This is a genomic window from Pseudohaemophilus parahaemolyticus (assembly GCF_938021905.1).
In the GTDB taxonomy this organism is placed as follows: domain Bacteria; phylum Pseudomonadota; class Gammaproteobacteria; order Enterobacterales; family Pasteurellaceae; genus Haemophilus_A; species Haemophilus_A parahaemolyticus_B.
On sequence record NZ_CALIFA010000087.1, the window covers coordinates 61,899 to 77,864 of the forward strand.

Annotated in this window: 13 protein-coding genes; 8 read left to right on the forward strand and 5 right to left on the reverse strand. The window is 42.3% G+C overall.

The window, feature by feature from the left end; genetic code table 11:
* Positions 1-5 precede the first annotated feature (5 nt).
* Genes rsxG through rsxA form a run of 5 tightly spaced genes read right to left on the reverse strand, consistent with a single transcriptional unit; the run spans position 6 to position 5,085 of the window.
* Positions 6-638 carry an electron transport complex subunit RsxG gene (rsxG, locus tag QMF79_RS10310; RefSeq protein WP_281773795.1) on the reverse strand — a complete coding sequence of 211 codons (633 nt, stop codon included), beginning with the start codon at positions 636-638 and terminating at the stop codon, positions 6-8.
* Positions 638-1,708 carry an electron transport complex subunit RsxD gene (gene rsxD / locus QMF79_RS10315; protein WP_281773796.1) on the reverse strand — a complete coding sequence of 357 codons (1,071 nt, stop codon included), beginning with the start codon at positions 1,706-1,708 and terminating at the stop codon, positions 638-640. The genes rsxG and rsxD overlap by 1 nt, the downstream gene beginning before the upstream one ends.
* 29 nt (positions 1,709-1,737) lie before the next feature.
* Positions 1,738-3,900 (reverse strand): electron transport complex subunit RsxC, encoded by a 2,163-nt coding sequence (gene rsxC / locus QMF79_RS10320; protein WP_281773797.1) that lies wholly within the window; start codon positions 3,898-3,900, stop codon positions 1,738-1,740.
* Positions 3,893-4,504 carry an electron transport complex subunit RsxB gene (gene rsxB / locus QMF79_RS10325; protein WP_111312622.1) on the reverse strand — a complete coding sequence of 204 codons (612 nt, stop codon included), beginning with the start codon at positions 4,502-4,504 and terminating at the stop codon, positions 3,893-3,895. The genes rsxC and rsxB overlap by 8 nt, the downstream gene beginning before the upstream one ends.
* A complete protein-coding gene (rsxA, locus tag QMF79_RS10330; RefSeq protein WP_281773798.1) occupies positions 4,504-5,085 on the reverse strand; it encodes an electron transport complex subunit RsxA in 582 nt (193 codons plus the stop codon). Before rsxA ends, rsxB begins: the two co-directional genes overlap by 1 nt.
* A gap of 362 nt (positions 5,086-5,447) precedes the next feature.
* On the opposite strand from rsxA, the gene nrdG reads away from it, so the two are divergent.
* From nrdG to QMF79_RS10370, 8 genes are all read left to right on the forward strand, one after another.
* Entirely contained in the window at positions 5,448-5,909 is a 462-nt protein-coding gene (nrdG, locus tag QMF79_RS10335) for an anaerobic ribonucleoside-triphosphate reductase activating protein (RefSeq protein WP_111312620.1), read from the forward strand.
* A gap of 67 nt (positions 5,910-5,976) precedes the next feature.
* The gene (nrdD, locus tag QMF79_RS10340; protein ID WP_281773799.1) at positions 5,977-7,758 is read left to right on the forward strand and encodes an anaerobic ribonucleoside-triphosphate reductase; all 1,782 of its coding nucleotides are present in this window, start codon (positions 5,977-5,979) and stop codon (positions 7,756-7,758) included.
* A gap of 661 nt (positions 7,759-8,419) precedes the next feature.
* The gene (locus QMF79_RS10345; RefSeq protein WP_281773800.1) at positions 8,420-9,724 is read left to right on the forward strand and encodes an acetyl-CoA C-acyltransferase; all 1,305 of its coding nucleotides are present in this window, start codon (positions 8,420-8,422) and stop codon (positions 9,722-9,724) included.
* Positions 9,725-9,738: 14 nt separating this feature from the next.
* Positions 9,739-11,886 carry a 3-hydroxyacyl-CoA dehydrogenase NAD-binding domain-containing protein gene (locus tag QMF79_RS10350; RefSeq protein WP_425591899.1) on the forward strand — a complete coding sequence of 716 codons (2,148 nt, stop codon included), beginning with the start codon at positions 9,739-9,741 and terminating at the stop codon, positions 11,884-11,886.
* Between the two features lie 298 nt (positions 11,887-12,184).
* Positions 12,185-13,339 (forward strand): tRNA 2-thiouridine(34) synthase MnmA, encoded by a 1,155-nt coding sequence (gene mnmA, locus QMF79_RS10355; protein ID WP_281773801.1) that lies wholly within the window; start codon positions 12,185-12,187, stop codon positions 13,337-13,339.
* 20 nt (positions 13,340-13,359) lie between these two features.
* A complete protein-coding gene (gene trmL, locus QMF79_RS10360) occupies positions 13,360-13,839 on the forward strand; it encodes a tRNA (uridine(34)/cytosine(34)/5-carboxymethylaminomethyluridine(34)-2'-O)-methyltransferase TrmL (protein ID WP_281773802.1) in 480 nt (159 codons plus the stop codon).
* Between the two features lie 88 nt (positions 13,840-13,927).
* Positions 13,928-15,298, forward strand: a complete 1,371-nt coding sequence (gene gorA, locus QMF79_RS10365; RefSeq protein WP_281773803.1) for a glutathione-disulfide reductase — start codon at positions 13,928-13,930, stop codon at positions 15,296-15,298.
* Between the two features lie 63 nt (positions 15,299-15,361).
* Positions 15,362-15,883 carry a hypothetical protein gene (locus QMF79_RS10370; RefSeq protein WP_281773804.1) on the forward strand — a complete coding sequence of 174 codons (522 nt, stop codon included), beginning with the start codon at positions 15,362-15,364 and terminating at the stop codon, positions 15,881-15,883.
* The last annotated feature ends 83 nt before the right edge of the window (positions 15,884-15,966 follow it).

Here is a 15,966-nt window from a genome sequence, read left to right on the forward strand (position 1 = left end):
TCCTCCTATTTGCACGATCTCAGCTGCTCAACAAGTTCAGGATGCTGTACCAATTCGGTAATTACCCATTTCGCATTTTCACGCACATTATTGACGACTGCTCGCGGGGTAATCGTCGCTCCCGTGAATTGATCAAACTGACCACCATCTTTTTTCACTGCCCAAGCGGCTTCATTCTCAAGTGAAAACACCTTACCTGCGAAAGATAAAATCCAATCTGAAATACGAGTTTCGATTTTATCGCCTAGACCTGGTGTTTCGGCGTGTTGCAAGGCTCTTACACCTAACACCCTGCCATTCGGCTCAATCCCCATCAACAGCACAATATTGCCCGAATAGCCATCAGGTGCGGTACCTTGTATTGCGTAAGCGGTTGTTTTATCTTCTTTTTTTGCAATATAGATGCGGTTTAAATGCGGTGCCTCAGATAAATTTGCCACTTTACAGGTTGCCAGTAAATCATTATCAAAATGATCTTGTGGGACAACCTCGTGTAATAAAGCTCGTTGCTGATTAGCCGTTACTTCATCAATTCGCCCTTTAGTAAGCAGATAAACGCCCGTTGAAACTGCGGTGCAAAGCAACGCAATAAGCCCAAGCAAAAGAGCGTATTTTAAGGTAATTTTTGAGGTGTTCATTATTTTCTCGTCCCGTACAATCTTGGTTGCGTATAGTGGTCAATCAGCGGTACGCAAATATTGGCTAGCAACACTGAGAATGCCACTGCATCGGGGTAATTTCCATAATAACGAATCAGGTAAACCAACAAGCCAATTAAGCCTCCGAAAATCAGTTTTCCACGTGGAGTAATGGAGGCGGAAACGGGATCAGTCGCAATAAAGAACGCCCCAAACATCATCGCCCCACTAAAAAGATGTTGCCACGTTTCCCACAATGCACTGCTCGAATCGGCAAAAGCGAGTTGTTTCACCGCATTGTCCGTGTAGCTACACAACATAAATACCGTCAACATCGCCACTGGAATTTGCCAGTGAATGATACGTTTCGCAATCAGGAAAATCCCACCAATCAAAAACGCCAAATTGATTTGAAACCAGCCGTTAAAGCCCAATTTATCGCTGATATTTTGTGCAAGTTCTGGTGCAATAAAACCTTGTGCTTTCATCGCTAATTTCGCACTATCAAGCGGTGTTGCTTGAGTAATACCATCTACGCTATCAACTAATTGACGCAAACTAAATCCATCGCTAGTTACGCCAGTAAAAACCAAATGAAAGGCGTCGTTCATCGTTGGCGGCTCGCTTAATAGCTGGCTTGGTACGCTCCATGAGGTCATTTGCACAGGGAACGAAATCAATAGCAACGCATATGCTACCATAGCAGGGTTAAACAAATTCTGCCCTAACCCACCGTAAATATGTTTTGCCAATAGCAAGGCAACAATCATCCCGATCATCACGATCCAATAAGGGGAATAAGGCGGAATAGACATTGCTAAAATCAGTGCGGTTAAAATGCCAGAGAGATCCGCCAAATAGAAAGTAGTCCGTTTTCGGCGAAGTTTTGCCACAGTAAGTTCAATAACTACGGCAAAGCTAACTGCAATGATAACCTGCACTAACACACCAGCGCCGAAGTAATAGCATTGCACAACAAGGGCGGGCAACATAGCAACCATCACCCATAACATAAATTTGGCGGTTAAATTACTCCCGTGTGTATGTGGGGAGCTGACCATTTTAAACATTGATGCTTCCTTTTCTTTCCATTATTCGGTTATTGTTCACTCTGTTGTTGAGCTGCTTTTTTGGCTTTCGCACGAGCAATTGCCGCAGCGACAGCCGCTTTGCGCGGATCAAGCTCTTCCTCAGGTTTTGCAACCTCTTCGGCTTTTTCGACCGCTTGTGCCTGTTGAGCTTCTTTCTTCGCTTTGGCACGAGTAAGGGCGGCAGCGACTGCCGCTTTGCGAGGATCAAGCTCTTCGGTAGGTTTTGTAACCTCTTCGGTTTTTTCGACCGCTTGTACTTGTTGCTGAGCCTCTTTTTTCGCTTTAGCACGGGCAAGTGCAGCAGCTACGGCAGTTTTACGTGGATCTGCTTCAGACTGATTTGAATCTAGCTTGCTTTCTTGTTTTGGCTGTTCAGCTATGTGGCCCGCTTTTTTCGCTCTAGCACGGGCTAGTGCCGCAGCGATAGCCGCTTTTTTCGCATCTAAGCTCTCAGCGTTCTCAGATGGATTTTCAGCAGATTTTGCAGTTTCTTCCGCCTTTTCAACCGCTTGTGTAGTCTCTGCCTGTTTCGCTAAGCGGCGAGCTTTGCGTTGTGCCATCAAATCGCTGTTATCAGGTTCGCCATTGGCTTTTACATGAACTTCGGCTGTAGGCTCCGCTTTTTTTGCTTTAATACGAGCTAGCACGGCTGCCACAGGATCTTCACCTCGATTTTGAGCAATCTCTTCACGGCGTTTTTCAGCCGCTTGGTTAATTCTAGCAGTGCGTGCCTCTTTCTCTTTCTGCAAGCGAGCTTCACGGGATTCAAAACGTTCTTTTGCTTCTTCCGATTTCTTCGCTTTCTCTTCTATTTCTGCAATTTTGGCTTTTTCTTGGCGGAAATATTGAATAAGAGGAATGTAGCTTGGGCAGACGTAAGCACAGATGCCGCACTCAATACAAGCCTCTAAGTGGTATTCGTTAGATTTTTCGTGATCTTCTGAACGGGCAAACCAGTAAAGCTGTTGCGGTAATAAACCAACAGGGCAAGCATCCGAACAGCTTGAGCAACGAATACAGCTGCGTTCAGGCTCTGGTGGTGCATATTCAAAATGATCTGGAGCGATAATACAGTTCGCTGTTTTGGTGATAGGTGATTGTAACGAAGGCAAAATAAAGCCCGTCATCGGTCCACCTAAAAAGACAGGGAAACGCACATCAGCCTGATAATCTACTTGCTCGAGCAAGTGAATAATCGGTGTGCCAAGTCTTGCCCACACGTTGCCTTTATTACGGATTTTATCGCCTGTAAGGGTTACCACGCGTTCGACTAACGGCTCATCATCAATGATGGCACGTTTTACTGCATAGACCGTGCCAATATTGTGCATCACAATACCCATTTCGATGGTACGTTTGCCTTGTGGAATTTCCAAACCTGTTAATACCTGCACAAGCTGATCACTCGCACCAGATGGATATTTGGTTGGAATTTCACGCACAAACATATCATTTGCACCTTTCAAGGCTTTTTTAACCGCTTTGATTGCGTTTGGCTTGTTATCCTCAATTGCAATCACAACCTCTTCAGGGCGAAGCACGTAACGCAAAATACGGATGCCTTCGACCAATTCATTCGCTCGCTCCTGCATCAAGCGATCATCACAAGTAATGTAAGGTTCACACTCCGCCCCGTTGATAATTAACAGCTTACAACGTTTATCCGCAAGGCTAAGTTTGGATGCTGTTGGAAACACTGCTCCGCCTAATCCAGCAATACCATATCGGTAAACTTTTTCGATAATTTCACCGCTTGTCATCTGCAAGAAATCGTCAATTGGCTTACGTTCAATCCACTCATCTTTGCCGTCAGTTTCAATCACTACGGTTATTTCTGGTAAACCAGAAGCGTGTGATGCCACGTGTGGGGCAATTGCTACCACTCTGCCCGATGTCGGTGCATGCACAGGCAATTGGCGGTAGTGATCGCCTTGAGTGAGTGCTTGCCCTTTAAAGACATAATCGCCCTCTTTGACGATCAGATTGCCTGCCCAGCCAGAATGTTGTACCACAGGCACATAAAAATATTTAGGTAAATTGAGTGTACGAATTGGCTTTTGGCTTGACTGTTTTTTGTTTTCAAGCGGGTGAATTCCACCTGGAAATTGCCAAAGTTTGCCCGTTTCTTTATTAAGGCGAATGCGAGTTAGCACTTCATTTGGATTACTCATCCGCTCCTCCGCCAATCACTTTTTTCTGTTGAATTTCGGTGGTGTTCACAATCGGAATGACCAAATTTGGATCAAACTGCCAGTTCCATTGGCGAGCTGTTTTTTTCGGTTTAATCATCTCAATACAGTTGGTTGGACAAGGTGCAACACAGAGCTCACAGCCTGTGCAGAAATCCGCAATAATAGTGTGCATCGCCTTGTTACTGCCCACAATCGCATCCACAGGGCAGGCTTGAATACATTTAGTGCAGCCAATGCAGAGATCTTCATGAATAAACGCGACTTTGGTTTCGGGTTCTTCTACGCCATCCATAGTTGGCACATCAACGCCCAATAGATCAGCAATTTTGACCACTAAAGGCTGACCACCTGGCACACATTTGGTAATCGCATCGCCATTGGCAATGGCTTCCGCATAAGGTTTGCAACCTGGGTAGCCACATTGCCCACATTGACTTTGCGGTAAAATCGCATCAATTTTCTCGACAATTGGGTCTTCTTCCACTTTCAATTTTACAGAGGAATAGCCCAAAATCGCCCCAAAAATCAAGGCGATAACTACGATGGCGATAATAATATAAGTCACAATGGAAAAGGCTAACATTAGATTTTCACCAACCCTGCAAAGCCCATAAAGGCAAGCGACATCAAGCCTGCGGTGACTAATGCGATAGAAGCCCCTTGGAACGGACGAGGCACATCCGCCGCTGCTAATCGTTCACGCAGTGCGGCAAAAAGCACTAAAACAAGTGAAAAGCCAAGTGCGGCACCAAAGCCATAAAGCACTGATTGCACCAAGTTATTGGCAAGATTTACGTTCAACAATGCCACACCTAAGACAGCACAGTTAGTGGTAATCAGCGGAAGATAGATCCCAAGCAGACGATAAAGTACAGGACTTGTTTTGTGGATAATCATCTCGGTTAATTGCACGATGACCGCAATAATTAAAATGAAAACAAGTGTACGTAAAAATTGGGCTTGCAGCGGAATGAGGATAAATGCCTCCGTCAAATAAGCCGAAAGTGATGCCACCGTCAGTACGAACGTTGTTGCCAACCCCATACCGATTGCCGTTTCGACTTTTTTCGATACCCCCATAAACGGACAAAGCCCAAGGAATTTTACCAAGACAAAGTTGTTTATGAGTGCCGTGCCTATAATCAGAAGAAGATAATCCACCATTTTCCACACCCAAATTCACATTCAATACTAAAAAATGTGGCTATTATCCCGTTTTTTGCTCTCTCGAACAATAGAAAAAACGTGGTAATTTTAGTGACTGAAATATTATGCTTGCAAAAAATAGAAGAAATTCAACCGCTTACCAAAACTGCAACATTGTTACCCATTTTTTAACGCAAATTAACACAAAATTAACCTGAAAAATTTTCTGGGTTTATCTCTTTGATTTTATTTAACTAAAAATTTTGCAACCCCTTTCGTGTAAATTTTCCGATTTTCTTTTTTAAAGAAAAATCGTAGTATATCTACATATTGTTGTTATTGGTAATTAAAGACACAACATATAGTGATTTAATTTTAACATGGAAGAAATTAGATTTTGCAATCAACAAGTTGTTTGGCAAGAAGTGCCGAATGAAACCAGCCTCGCATTTTTCATCACTGGCTGCCCTTTAGGTTGCAAAGGTTGCCACAGTACTGAGAGCTGGAAACGAGGAAGCGGTCAAATTTTGACGGAGATTTACTTTGTCAAACAGCTCAAAAAATATCAAGACTTAATCAGCTGCGTGTTATTTATGGGCGGTGAATGGTTGCCTGAAAAACTCATTCTATTGCTCAAAATAGCTCAAGCCGAGGGGCTGGCAACCTGTCTTTATACAGGCTTAGAAAAAATAGAACTTGACCCAAGAATTTTAACCTCACTCACCTACCTCAAAACAGGGCGTTGGATTGCTGAGCGTGGCGGATTAAATAGCCTCACTACCAACCAACGATTTGTCGATTTAAGAACGGGGGAGTGTTTGAATAGTTTGTTTATTCGTTGATATCCCACCGTTTATGGAGGGAACGAAGTTTTCATCATTAAAAAACATGTAGTATTAAGGAAACAATATGATCCGACTCACCCCAACTCAACTTTCTCAAAAGCTAGATTTCATCACAGAATATAAAAAAGCCAAAAACGCCGCGGATGGTTCGAAAATGGACGCTAATGCGAACGTGACCCAAAAAAACATTGCAACAATGGAACAAGAGTTAATGAAAGATTTTTTCGTACAGCTCAACCGTGCCAAAGTGAGCCAGAAAATTGCAGAACTCTTTGGAGAAGAATGTGCAACAGAGTATCTTCGCCAAATCGAAGCTCACGAGATTTACGTTCACGATGAAACTAGCCTTAAGCCTTATTGCGTATCGGTGACGATGTACCCATTTTTGCGTGAAGGCTTAACCAAACTGGGCGGGGAATCTCAAGCACCGAAACATTTAGCATCATTTTGCGGCTCATTTATTAACTTTGTGTTTGCCGTGAGTTCGCAATTTGCTGGAGCAGTTGCAACAGTCGAATTTCTGACCTATTTCGACTATTTTGCTCGTAAAGATTTTGGTGAAAATTACTTAGAAACACACCGCTTGGAGGTGGAAAATCATCTTCAACAAGTGGTTTATAGCATCAACCAGCCCGCCGCGGCACGCGGTTATCAAAGCGTGTTCTGGAACATTTCGATTTACGATCGCTTCTATTTTAAGGCGATGTTCGGCGATTTCGTCTTCCCCGACTTTGAACGTCCGAATTGGGCAACCACTGCCAAGCTACAACGTTTCTTTATGAAATGGTTTAACCAAGAGCGTACCAAAGCGATTTTGACTTTCCCCGTGGTCACCGCAGCAATGTTGACCGAAAATGGCAAATGCAAAGACAACGAATTTGCCGACCACATGGCAGAAGAGCTCTCGCAAGGCAATGCCTTCTTTATTTATCAATCAGATAACCCCGATTCGCTTGCCTCTTGCTGTCGCTTACGCAATGAAATTGCAGATCACACTTTCTCTTATTCACTTGGTGCTGGCGGTGTGGCGACAGGTTCGATTAACGTGATTACGCTCAATATGAACCGTTTAGTGCAAGATGGACGGGATTTAGCGACAGAAGTGCGTAAGATCCACCAATATCAAGTTGCCTATCGCAAACTAATGGACGAGTACTTAGCCGCAGGTATGCTGTCTGTTTATGATGCAGGGTTTATCTCGCTCGATAAGCAGTTTCTTACCATTGGCATAAACGGAATGGTGGAAGCAGCGGAATCGCAAGGCTTAACCGTGGGATATAATCCAGACTATGCGGAGTTTGTGCAAAGCCGCTTAAAAGTGATTTTTGAAGCAAATCAACAAGCCGCTAAAATCTATGGCATGAAATTCAACACCGAATTTGTGCCAGCGGAGAATTTAGGCGTAAAAAATGCGAAATGGGATAAAGCCGATGGCTACTTTGTGCCGAGAGAGTGCTACAACTCCTACTTTTATGTGGTGGAAGATGAGCAAATTAACGCTCTAGATAAATTCTTGCTGCACGGCAAAGAATTCATCGAATGGCTTGATGGCGGCTCTGCCTTGCATTTGAATTTAGATGAAGCCTTAACCCAAACAGGATACCGCACAATGTTCGACATCGCAGCCAAAACAGGCTGCAACTACTTCTGCATTAACGTGAAAATCACCATCTGCAACACCTGTGCTTACATCGACAAACGCACCTTACAATGCTGTCCAGAATGTGGCTCGAAAGACATTGATTACGGCACGCGTGTGATTGGCTACTTAAAACGAGTTTCTGCCTTCAGCTCTGCCCGCCAAAAAGAACATAGTTTGCGCTTCTATCACCGAGAAGCGGCGTAGAAAGTAGCATAGACAGTGTAAAAGCTAACTTTTTAAATTTAGGGGCTGACGTAGATTAGCCCTAAATAAAATCGCTGAATTGGCTCGGATACCAAGTAAATCAGCCGCTGCTGGCTGTCACTTCTAATACAAAAAATTCAAGGAGCTTATTTTGTATAGATTTCTTTAAACTAATGCTCTTACTAATCTACGTCAGCCCCTAAAGTTTTGTACTGACAGGCTGACGTTTCTTTGTAGCCCCGTCGCTTGCAGGGCTTAGTAGAAACCGTGCCAAATCCAATGGTAAACGCTCATCAAGCATGGTTGGACGGTTTAACAAAAGTGCGGTAATTATTTCAATCCCTGACCGCCAAAGCAAACAAACAAAAGTGATTCGTCATGCGTTGGCAAAATACCGTACCGCCAACGATGCACTTTTAGCTGTTTATAAATGTGGAATCTTACTTCGAAAGCTGCCGAAACCTTGTTGAGAACGGCATATTATTTCCGTCATTCAAAAAGTTTATGACCTGAACAAAAAAGCTTGATGGTTTTAGTCCCATGTTACCTACAAAGTATAAGAATATAATATCAGCGAAGAGGGTCGCTTTCTGTTCCTGTACTGCCGTGTTAAAATACTTACTTTTGTAGCCTAACATTTCTTATTATCTACAGGAACGCTATGCCTAAACAACGTCTTTTAACTGCCCAAGGAGATCGTATTGCGATAGTCAGTGGGCTTAGAACGCCATTTGCTCGTCGTGATACAGGCTTTAAAGATGCCTATGCTACTAGTTTGGGAACGATGGTAACTAATGAGCTTTTAAGCCGGTTAGCTATTGATTGTAATGAAATTGAACAGCTCGTTTTTGGGCAAGTTATTCAACAACCAGACATTCCAAATCCAGCACGTGAAATTGCCCTCGCATTAAATATGCCACAACTGCAAACTTATAGTATTAGTAGCTCTTGTCTTTCTGGCTTGCAAGCGATAGTCAATGTAGCTGGAAGTATTCTGTCTGGTTCGATTTCTGCAGGTATTGCAGGTGGTGCAGATTCCATTTCCAATGCTCCAATCAGCCTAAGTCCTCGTGTAATTTATAAATTCAAATCTATTTTCAAAGCTGAAACACTCGATGAAAAATTTCGCCGTTTTCGTGATTTTTCTTGGGGTGATTTCAAACCGCATGGGGTGAATTTAAAAGATTTCACGACACAACTTTCCGTGGCTGAACTCTCTGAACAGATGGCACAAGATTACAATATCAGCCGTGCTGAACAGGATGAATACGCTCGATTCTCAAATGAAAAAGCTTCAAATGCATGGAAATTGGGCTTGTTTAAAGAGGAAGTAATGCAATCTGTCCCACGTCCTTACACCGATTTTGTGGTGGCAGATACTTTAATCAACGCGGCTACTCGCCCACAATATTACCAACTCTTTTCACCGATTATGCACAAGCCTTATGCGACTGTCACTGAGGCGAATATTCCTCAACCTGTAGACGGAGCAGCAGCGGTGTTGTTGATGAATGAGAGCCGAGCCAAAGCATTGGGGCTTGAGGTATTAGGCTATATTCGCAGTTATGCGATTACGGGCAATGATATTTGGCACAATATGTTTGCTGGAGCAACGATTTCTAGCTCAATTGCCCTTGAACGTGCTGGCTTAACGCTTGCTGATATGGATTTTATTGATATTCACGAAACCTCAGCAAGCCAAATGCTGATGAATATTCGTTTGTTTGAGTCAGGCAATTTTGCAAAATCTCAGCTAAATCGCACCGCTTGTTTGGGCAAAATTGATCTCAATAAGCTCAACCATTTGGGCGGTTCGATTGCCTTTGGTAACCCACGAGCAGTCACCAGTCTTCGTACCGTGATCCAATCGCTTTTCGCTCTCAAGCGTAAAGGTGGCGGCACGTCGCTGGTGGCTTCAAGTGGCTTGGGCGGTTTAGGTGCGGCAATGGTTTTAGAAACGGAATAGAAAGTGAGGATGATATGACAGATCAAATTGAACAAGCACAAAGCGAAATGAACGAGATAAACCGTCCTACTTTCCAAGTTGAAGTTGATGATAATCGTATTGCAGTGGTAAACATTTTAAGCCCAGAAAATGATGCAAACTGGCTGCCAGAAAATTGCGTAGAAGAACTGCGTAACGTGATTGGAAAAGCAATTTATCAACAAGTGCGAGGCATTTTATTTATTTCAACTCGCCCCAAAAACTTTATTCAAGGCTTTAAACTTTCAGTATTGCAAGGCAAAACGGAAGCTCAACTCAAACAATTTTCGCAAGAAATGCAATTAGTAATGCGCGAACTAAATGTGCTTAAAGTGCCAGTGGTTGCGGCTATTGATGGTAATTGCTTCGGAGCAGGTTTGGAGCTCGCTTTAGCCTGTGATTATCGCATCGCCTCCGATGAAGTTTACACACAATTTGCAATGCTACAAATTCGCTCTGGCATTTTGCCATTTGCGGGTGGCACTCAGCGTCTGCCGCGTTTAATTGGCTTAAATCAGGCAGCGGATATGCTCAGCTCAGGCAAAAAAGTGGATGTGGAGCACGCCCTCAAACTCGGTTTGGTTGATATGACTGTGTCTGCAAATCGCTTATTCGAAGTGGCTTATCAGCTTTTGTTGGAAAATCAAGTCACAAAAGCGGATTACAAGAAACCTAAAAATGTCCTGCGCAAATGGCGTAAAAAATTGGAAGGCACGCCATCGTTGCGTAATAAACTGCTTGACCACTTGGAAAATCGCCTCTGGCAACAAACGTTCGGTAACTATCCTGCTGTGGTTGAATTGATTGAGTTGCTCAAAGAGCCTCATTTCAAGCAAGGTTTAACTTTTGAACAAGATACATTGGTTAAACTGCTCAACACTGAAACTGCAAAAGTATTGGTAAACTTGAAGAAAACCGAACGAGCGATGAAAGATAAATACGCCATTCGTGGCAATGTTCGTGATGTATTGCAGGTGAGTATTCTCGGTTCTGGCTATATGGGGGCGGGTATTGCTTACTTAACCGCCAATAATGCCCGTATTCCTGTACGAATTAAGGATATTCACCCTTCTGAAATCCAAAAAGCACTACGAACTTGCTACGACTTAATGCGACAAGCGGTGCAAAAAAAACAGCTGCGTGAAGGTGAAATGATCCAACGAATGAATTTGATCACAGGAGGCGAACGTTTAGTTGCCGCGAAATCGACTGATTTTATTATTGAAGCAGTGTATGAAGATCTCAAGCTTAAGCAACGAATGTTGCAAGAAAGCGAAAATTACTATGACAAACATGCTATTTTCGCAACAAATACCTCCACGTTTTCGATCAAAGAGATTGCATCAGTAGCAAAACGTCCAGAAAATGTGATCGGTTTTCACTATTTTAGCCCTGTAACCAAACAGCAATTGGTGGAAATTATCCCCCACGAAGGCACGTGCGAACACACGATTGCCACCGCAATCCATTTTGCGATCCAGCAAGGTAAAGTGCCTTTGTTGGTTTCTGATACGCAAGGTTATTTTATCAACCGCTTGCTCACGCCATTATTGCTTGAAGCGATGCAATGTGTGATTGATGGTGAAGCGATTGAATTTATCGACCGCTCGTTACAAGAATTCGGCTTCAAAATTGGACCGCTTGCAATGATAGATGAAATGGGCTTAGACGTGCTAAACAAAGCCATACCTGCCTTAGTAAAAGCTTATGGCGAACGTTTCGAAATGCCAGCTAAAGCAGAGCTACTCATTCGCAACGAACGAAAAGGCTGCAAAAACAAACGTGGCTTCTATATGTATGACAAGCACGGCACACGCTTGCAAGAGGATAAAAGTATCTATCACGTGATGGAAACCATCACACAAAATGACTTGGAAGCAGAAGAGATCGCCCGTCGGTGTATTTTACGAATGATCAACGAAGCCGCTTGGTGTTTGCACGAAAAAGTAATCCAATCTCCTGAAGAAGGAAATGTCGCTTCTGTGCTCGGCACTGGCTTCCCGCAATTCAGAGGTGGTATTTATGCCTATATGAAAAAAGTGAGTGCAAAAGAGATTGTGAAACAGCTTCAAGTTCACCAGCAAATTTACGGGAATAGATTTGTGCCTTGTCCGTGGTTGGTTGAACAAGCAGAAAGAGCCTAAAGTATGGCTGAATATCCGTTAGAAACAACGTTTTCAAAACTATCAAAAATCTATCACCTATTTAACGGATGAAGTACAAAAATATGGAGACACCGATTTGGATGTCATCAAATCAATAATCCAGATTTAATTGAAAATATAAAACAAATAGGCAACATTTTTTATCAAAAATAGAAAGCATATAGCAGAAGTTTAACCTTCAAAGTTTTCGTATTGACAATATATAGGCAAGGGCGTAGAGTCCTTTAACTTTAATAAACCAAATGTGCTTCGCCTTAACCGAAGTTACGGGAGAACTATGTTAAATTCAAACACTTACAACCAACACTTTCCAACCTTAACCTCCGAACAACTTGCCGAAAACGCTAAGAAAAAAGTGATTATCGGTATGTCTGGTGGGGTGGATTCCTCTGTTTCTGCGTTTATTCTTCAACAACAAGGCTATCAAGTCGAAGGCTTGTTTATGAAAAACTGGGAAGAGGATGACGACACAGATTATTGCACTGCAGCAGCGGATTTAGCCGATGCTCAAGCGGTAGCGGATAAATTGGGGATGAAACTGCACAAAATTAACTTTGCAGCGGAATACTGGGATAACGTATTCAAGCATTTTTTAAGTGAATATAAAGCAGGTCGCACGCCGAACCCTGATATTTTGTGCAACAAAGAGATCAAATTCAAAGCCTTTTTAGAGTATGCGGCTGAAGATTTAGGGGCAAATTATATTGCCACTGGGCATTATGTTCGCCGTAGTGGGGACGATGTCAATGCACAATTATTACGTGGTTTAGATGAAAATAAAGACCAAAGTTACTTTCTCTATGCGTTAAATAAAAAACAGATTGGGCAAAGTTTGTTTCCAGTGGGTGAAATTGAAAAGCCGATTGTGCGCAAAATTGCTGAAGATCTTGGTTTAGCTACGGCGAAGAAAAAAGATTCCACAGGGATCTGCTTTATCGGCGAACGCAAATTTAAAGACTTTCTAGCCCGCTTTCTGCCTGCTCAACCAGGTGAAATCCGTACCGTAGAAGGTAAAGTAATTGGTCGCCACGATGGCTTAATGTATCACACCCTCGGACAGCGCAAAGGTTTAGGTATTGGCGGAGTGAAAGGCTTAAGCGAAGATCCGTTCTATGTGGTGGAAAAAGATTTAATCAATAATGTATTAGTAGTTGCACAAGGACACGATAATTCCGCCTTGCTTTCTTCGGGTTTAATTGCTTCACAATTGACGTGGGTAGATATGCAACCGCTGCGTGAAAACTTACGCTGCACAGTGAAAACGCGCTACCGCCAAGCGGATATTCCGTGTGAAATTCAACCGCTTGATGACAACACCATCAAAGTGATTTTTGATGAGCCACAAATCGCTGTAACCCCAGGTCAATCCGCTGTGTTCTACTTGGGCGAAGTTTGCTTAGGTGGCGGCATTATTGAAACGCAAATTAAATAGCGAAAAAAAGTGAGACGAAAATGTTAGATATTGTTTTATATGAACCCGAAATTCCACAAAATAGCGGGAATATTATTCGACTTTGTGCAAACTGTGGCTTTCGCTTACATATGATTGAACCACTTGGTTTTACGTGGGATGATAAAAAATTAAAGCGTTCAGGCTTGGATTATCACGAGTTTGTAGACATCAAAAAATATAAAAATTTTGAGGATTTCTTAGCAACGGCGAAGCCAAAACGTCTTTTTGCTTTAACCACAAAAGGAGAACCGAATCATAGTGATGTGCAGTATGAACTAGGCGATTTTTTGATGTTCGGCCCTGAAAGTAGGGGGATTCCTAAAGAGATTTTAGACACGCTACCGATAGCTCAAAAAATTCGTATTCCGATGTGTAAAGATAGTCGCAGTATGAATTTATCGAACTCAGTTGCGGTGGTCGTTTATGAAGCGTGGCGACAATTCGGCTACGCCAACTCTGTGCCTCGTCAGAATATTTAGGCTGATAACCTATCACAATAATTCAATACATTTTTACAAAAAGCGGTTAAAATCAGACCGCTTTTATTTTATCAATAAGGAATAAAAAATGACTAAACATTACGATTATGTTGCTATCGGTGGCGGTTCAGGCGGTATTGCTTCTATCAACCGTGCGGCAAGCTATGGTAAAAAATGTGCGATTATCGAAGCGAAACACTTAGGCGGAACCTGTGTAAACGTGGGCTGTGTGCCGAAAAAAGTGATGTTCTACGGTGCTCATATTGCGGATGCAATCAATCAATATGCGCCAGATTACGGTTTTGATGTAGAAGTGAAAGGTTTTGATTACGCAAAATTGGTAGAAAGCCGCCAAGCGTATATCGGTCGTATTCACACTTCATACAACAATGTATTAGCAAAAAATAACGTGGACGTGTTAAACGGCTTTGCACGTTTTAAAGATGCGAAAACGATTGAAGTCACTTATGCAGACGGTTCAACTGAATTAGTCACCGCAGATCATATCTTAATTGCTACGGGTGGTCGTCCAAGCATTCCTACCATTGAAGGGGCTGAGTATGGTATCACTTCAGATGGTGTCTTTGCATTAAATTCTCTGCCAAAACGCGTAGCGGTTGTAGGAGCTGGTTACATTGCGGTAGAAATCGCAGGCGTATTTAATAGCTTAGGAACAGAAACGCATTTGTTTGTCCGCCAACATGCTCCATTACGTAGTCAAGATCCTTATATTTTAGAAGCGTTGATGCAAGTGATGGAACAAGATAGCATTCATTTACATACACACGCACTGCCTGAGAAAGTGGTAAAAAATGTGGATGGTTCACTCACATTGAAACTTAAAGATGGTCGAGAAACAACAGTAGATAGCCTTATTTGGGCAATCGGTCGTGAGCCTGCAACAGATGTGATCAATCTTGAAGTAACAGGCGTGAAAACAAATGAGCGAGGTCAAATTATCGTCGACAAATTCCAAAACACCAATGTAGAAGGTATTTATGCTGTGGGCGATATTATCGAAGGTGGTATTGAATTAACGCCAGTAGCAGTAGCTGCGGGTCGCCGTTTATCTGAGCGTTTATTCAACAATAAACCGAATGAACACTTAGATTACAACCTGGTGCCAACCGTGGTATTTAGCCATCCGCCAATTGGTACAGTGGGTTTAACCGAACCACAAGCAATTAAGCAATATGGTGAAGAGAATGTAAAAGTGTATAAATCTTCATTCACGGCAATGTATACAGCGGTAACACAACATCGCCAACCTTGCCGAATGAAGTTAGTGTGTGTTGGATCAGAAGAGAAAGTCGTCGGTTTACATGGTATCGGCTTTGGGGTTGATGAGATGATCCAAGGCTTTGCGGTAGCAATCAAGATGGGAGCAACCAAAGCAGACTTTGATAACACCGTGGCGATTCACCCAACGGGTTCAGAAGAATTTGTTACAATGCGTTAAAAAATATTATAAAATGAGTCGTTTTTGGCTCATTTTATTTTTTACAATTTATAAGGATATAAAATGAAAAAAATGTTAGTTTTAGGCGGAGTGGGGATAGCCTTGCTCGTTGCTTGTGATCGTTCAATTGAATCAAGATTACAACAGAATCCTTCAGATACACAACAATCTGTAACAACGAATGCAGAAGAAAAAACGTTGCAAGCGGTAGAAAAAAACGAAGAAGGTGCAAAATCTCAAAAAGATCTGTTGTCTGAGGAAACTAAAGGTATAAAAGAAACTAAACCATCAAAAGAGGTTATTCATAAAGAAATAGTGAATGAGTCGATCTCTGTTAATCAACCAATATCAGAAAAAGAACCACAAAAATCCCAAATAACATCTGAAATCAATATTGCACCTGTAGAAAAATCTTCTGAAATAAAAAAAGAAAATTCGAAGAAAGTAACCCAACTAGAAACAAAACTTTCTGTTAAATCAGAAATAAAATTGGGCACTAAAGCTGGTGCATTAGCACAAAAAACTGAACAGTCCCCCCATACTCAAAAAATAACTAATCAATCTAAAAAAGATGCTGAAAAATGAAAAGAAATATAATGAAATATGGTTTGCTGGCCTTGCTAATGATTCCTTTGACGGGATGTAGCGATTTCCTTACCGTTGAGCAG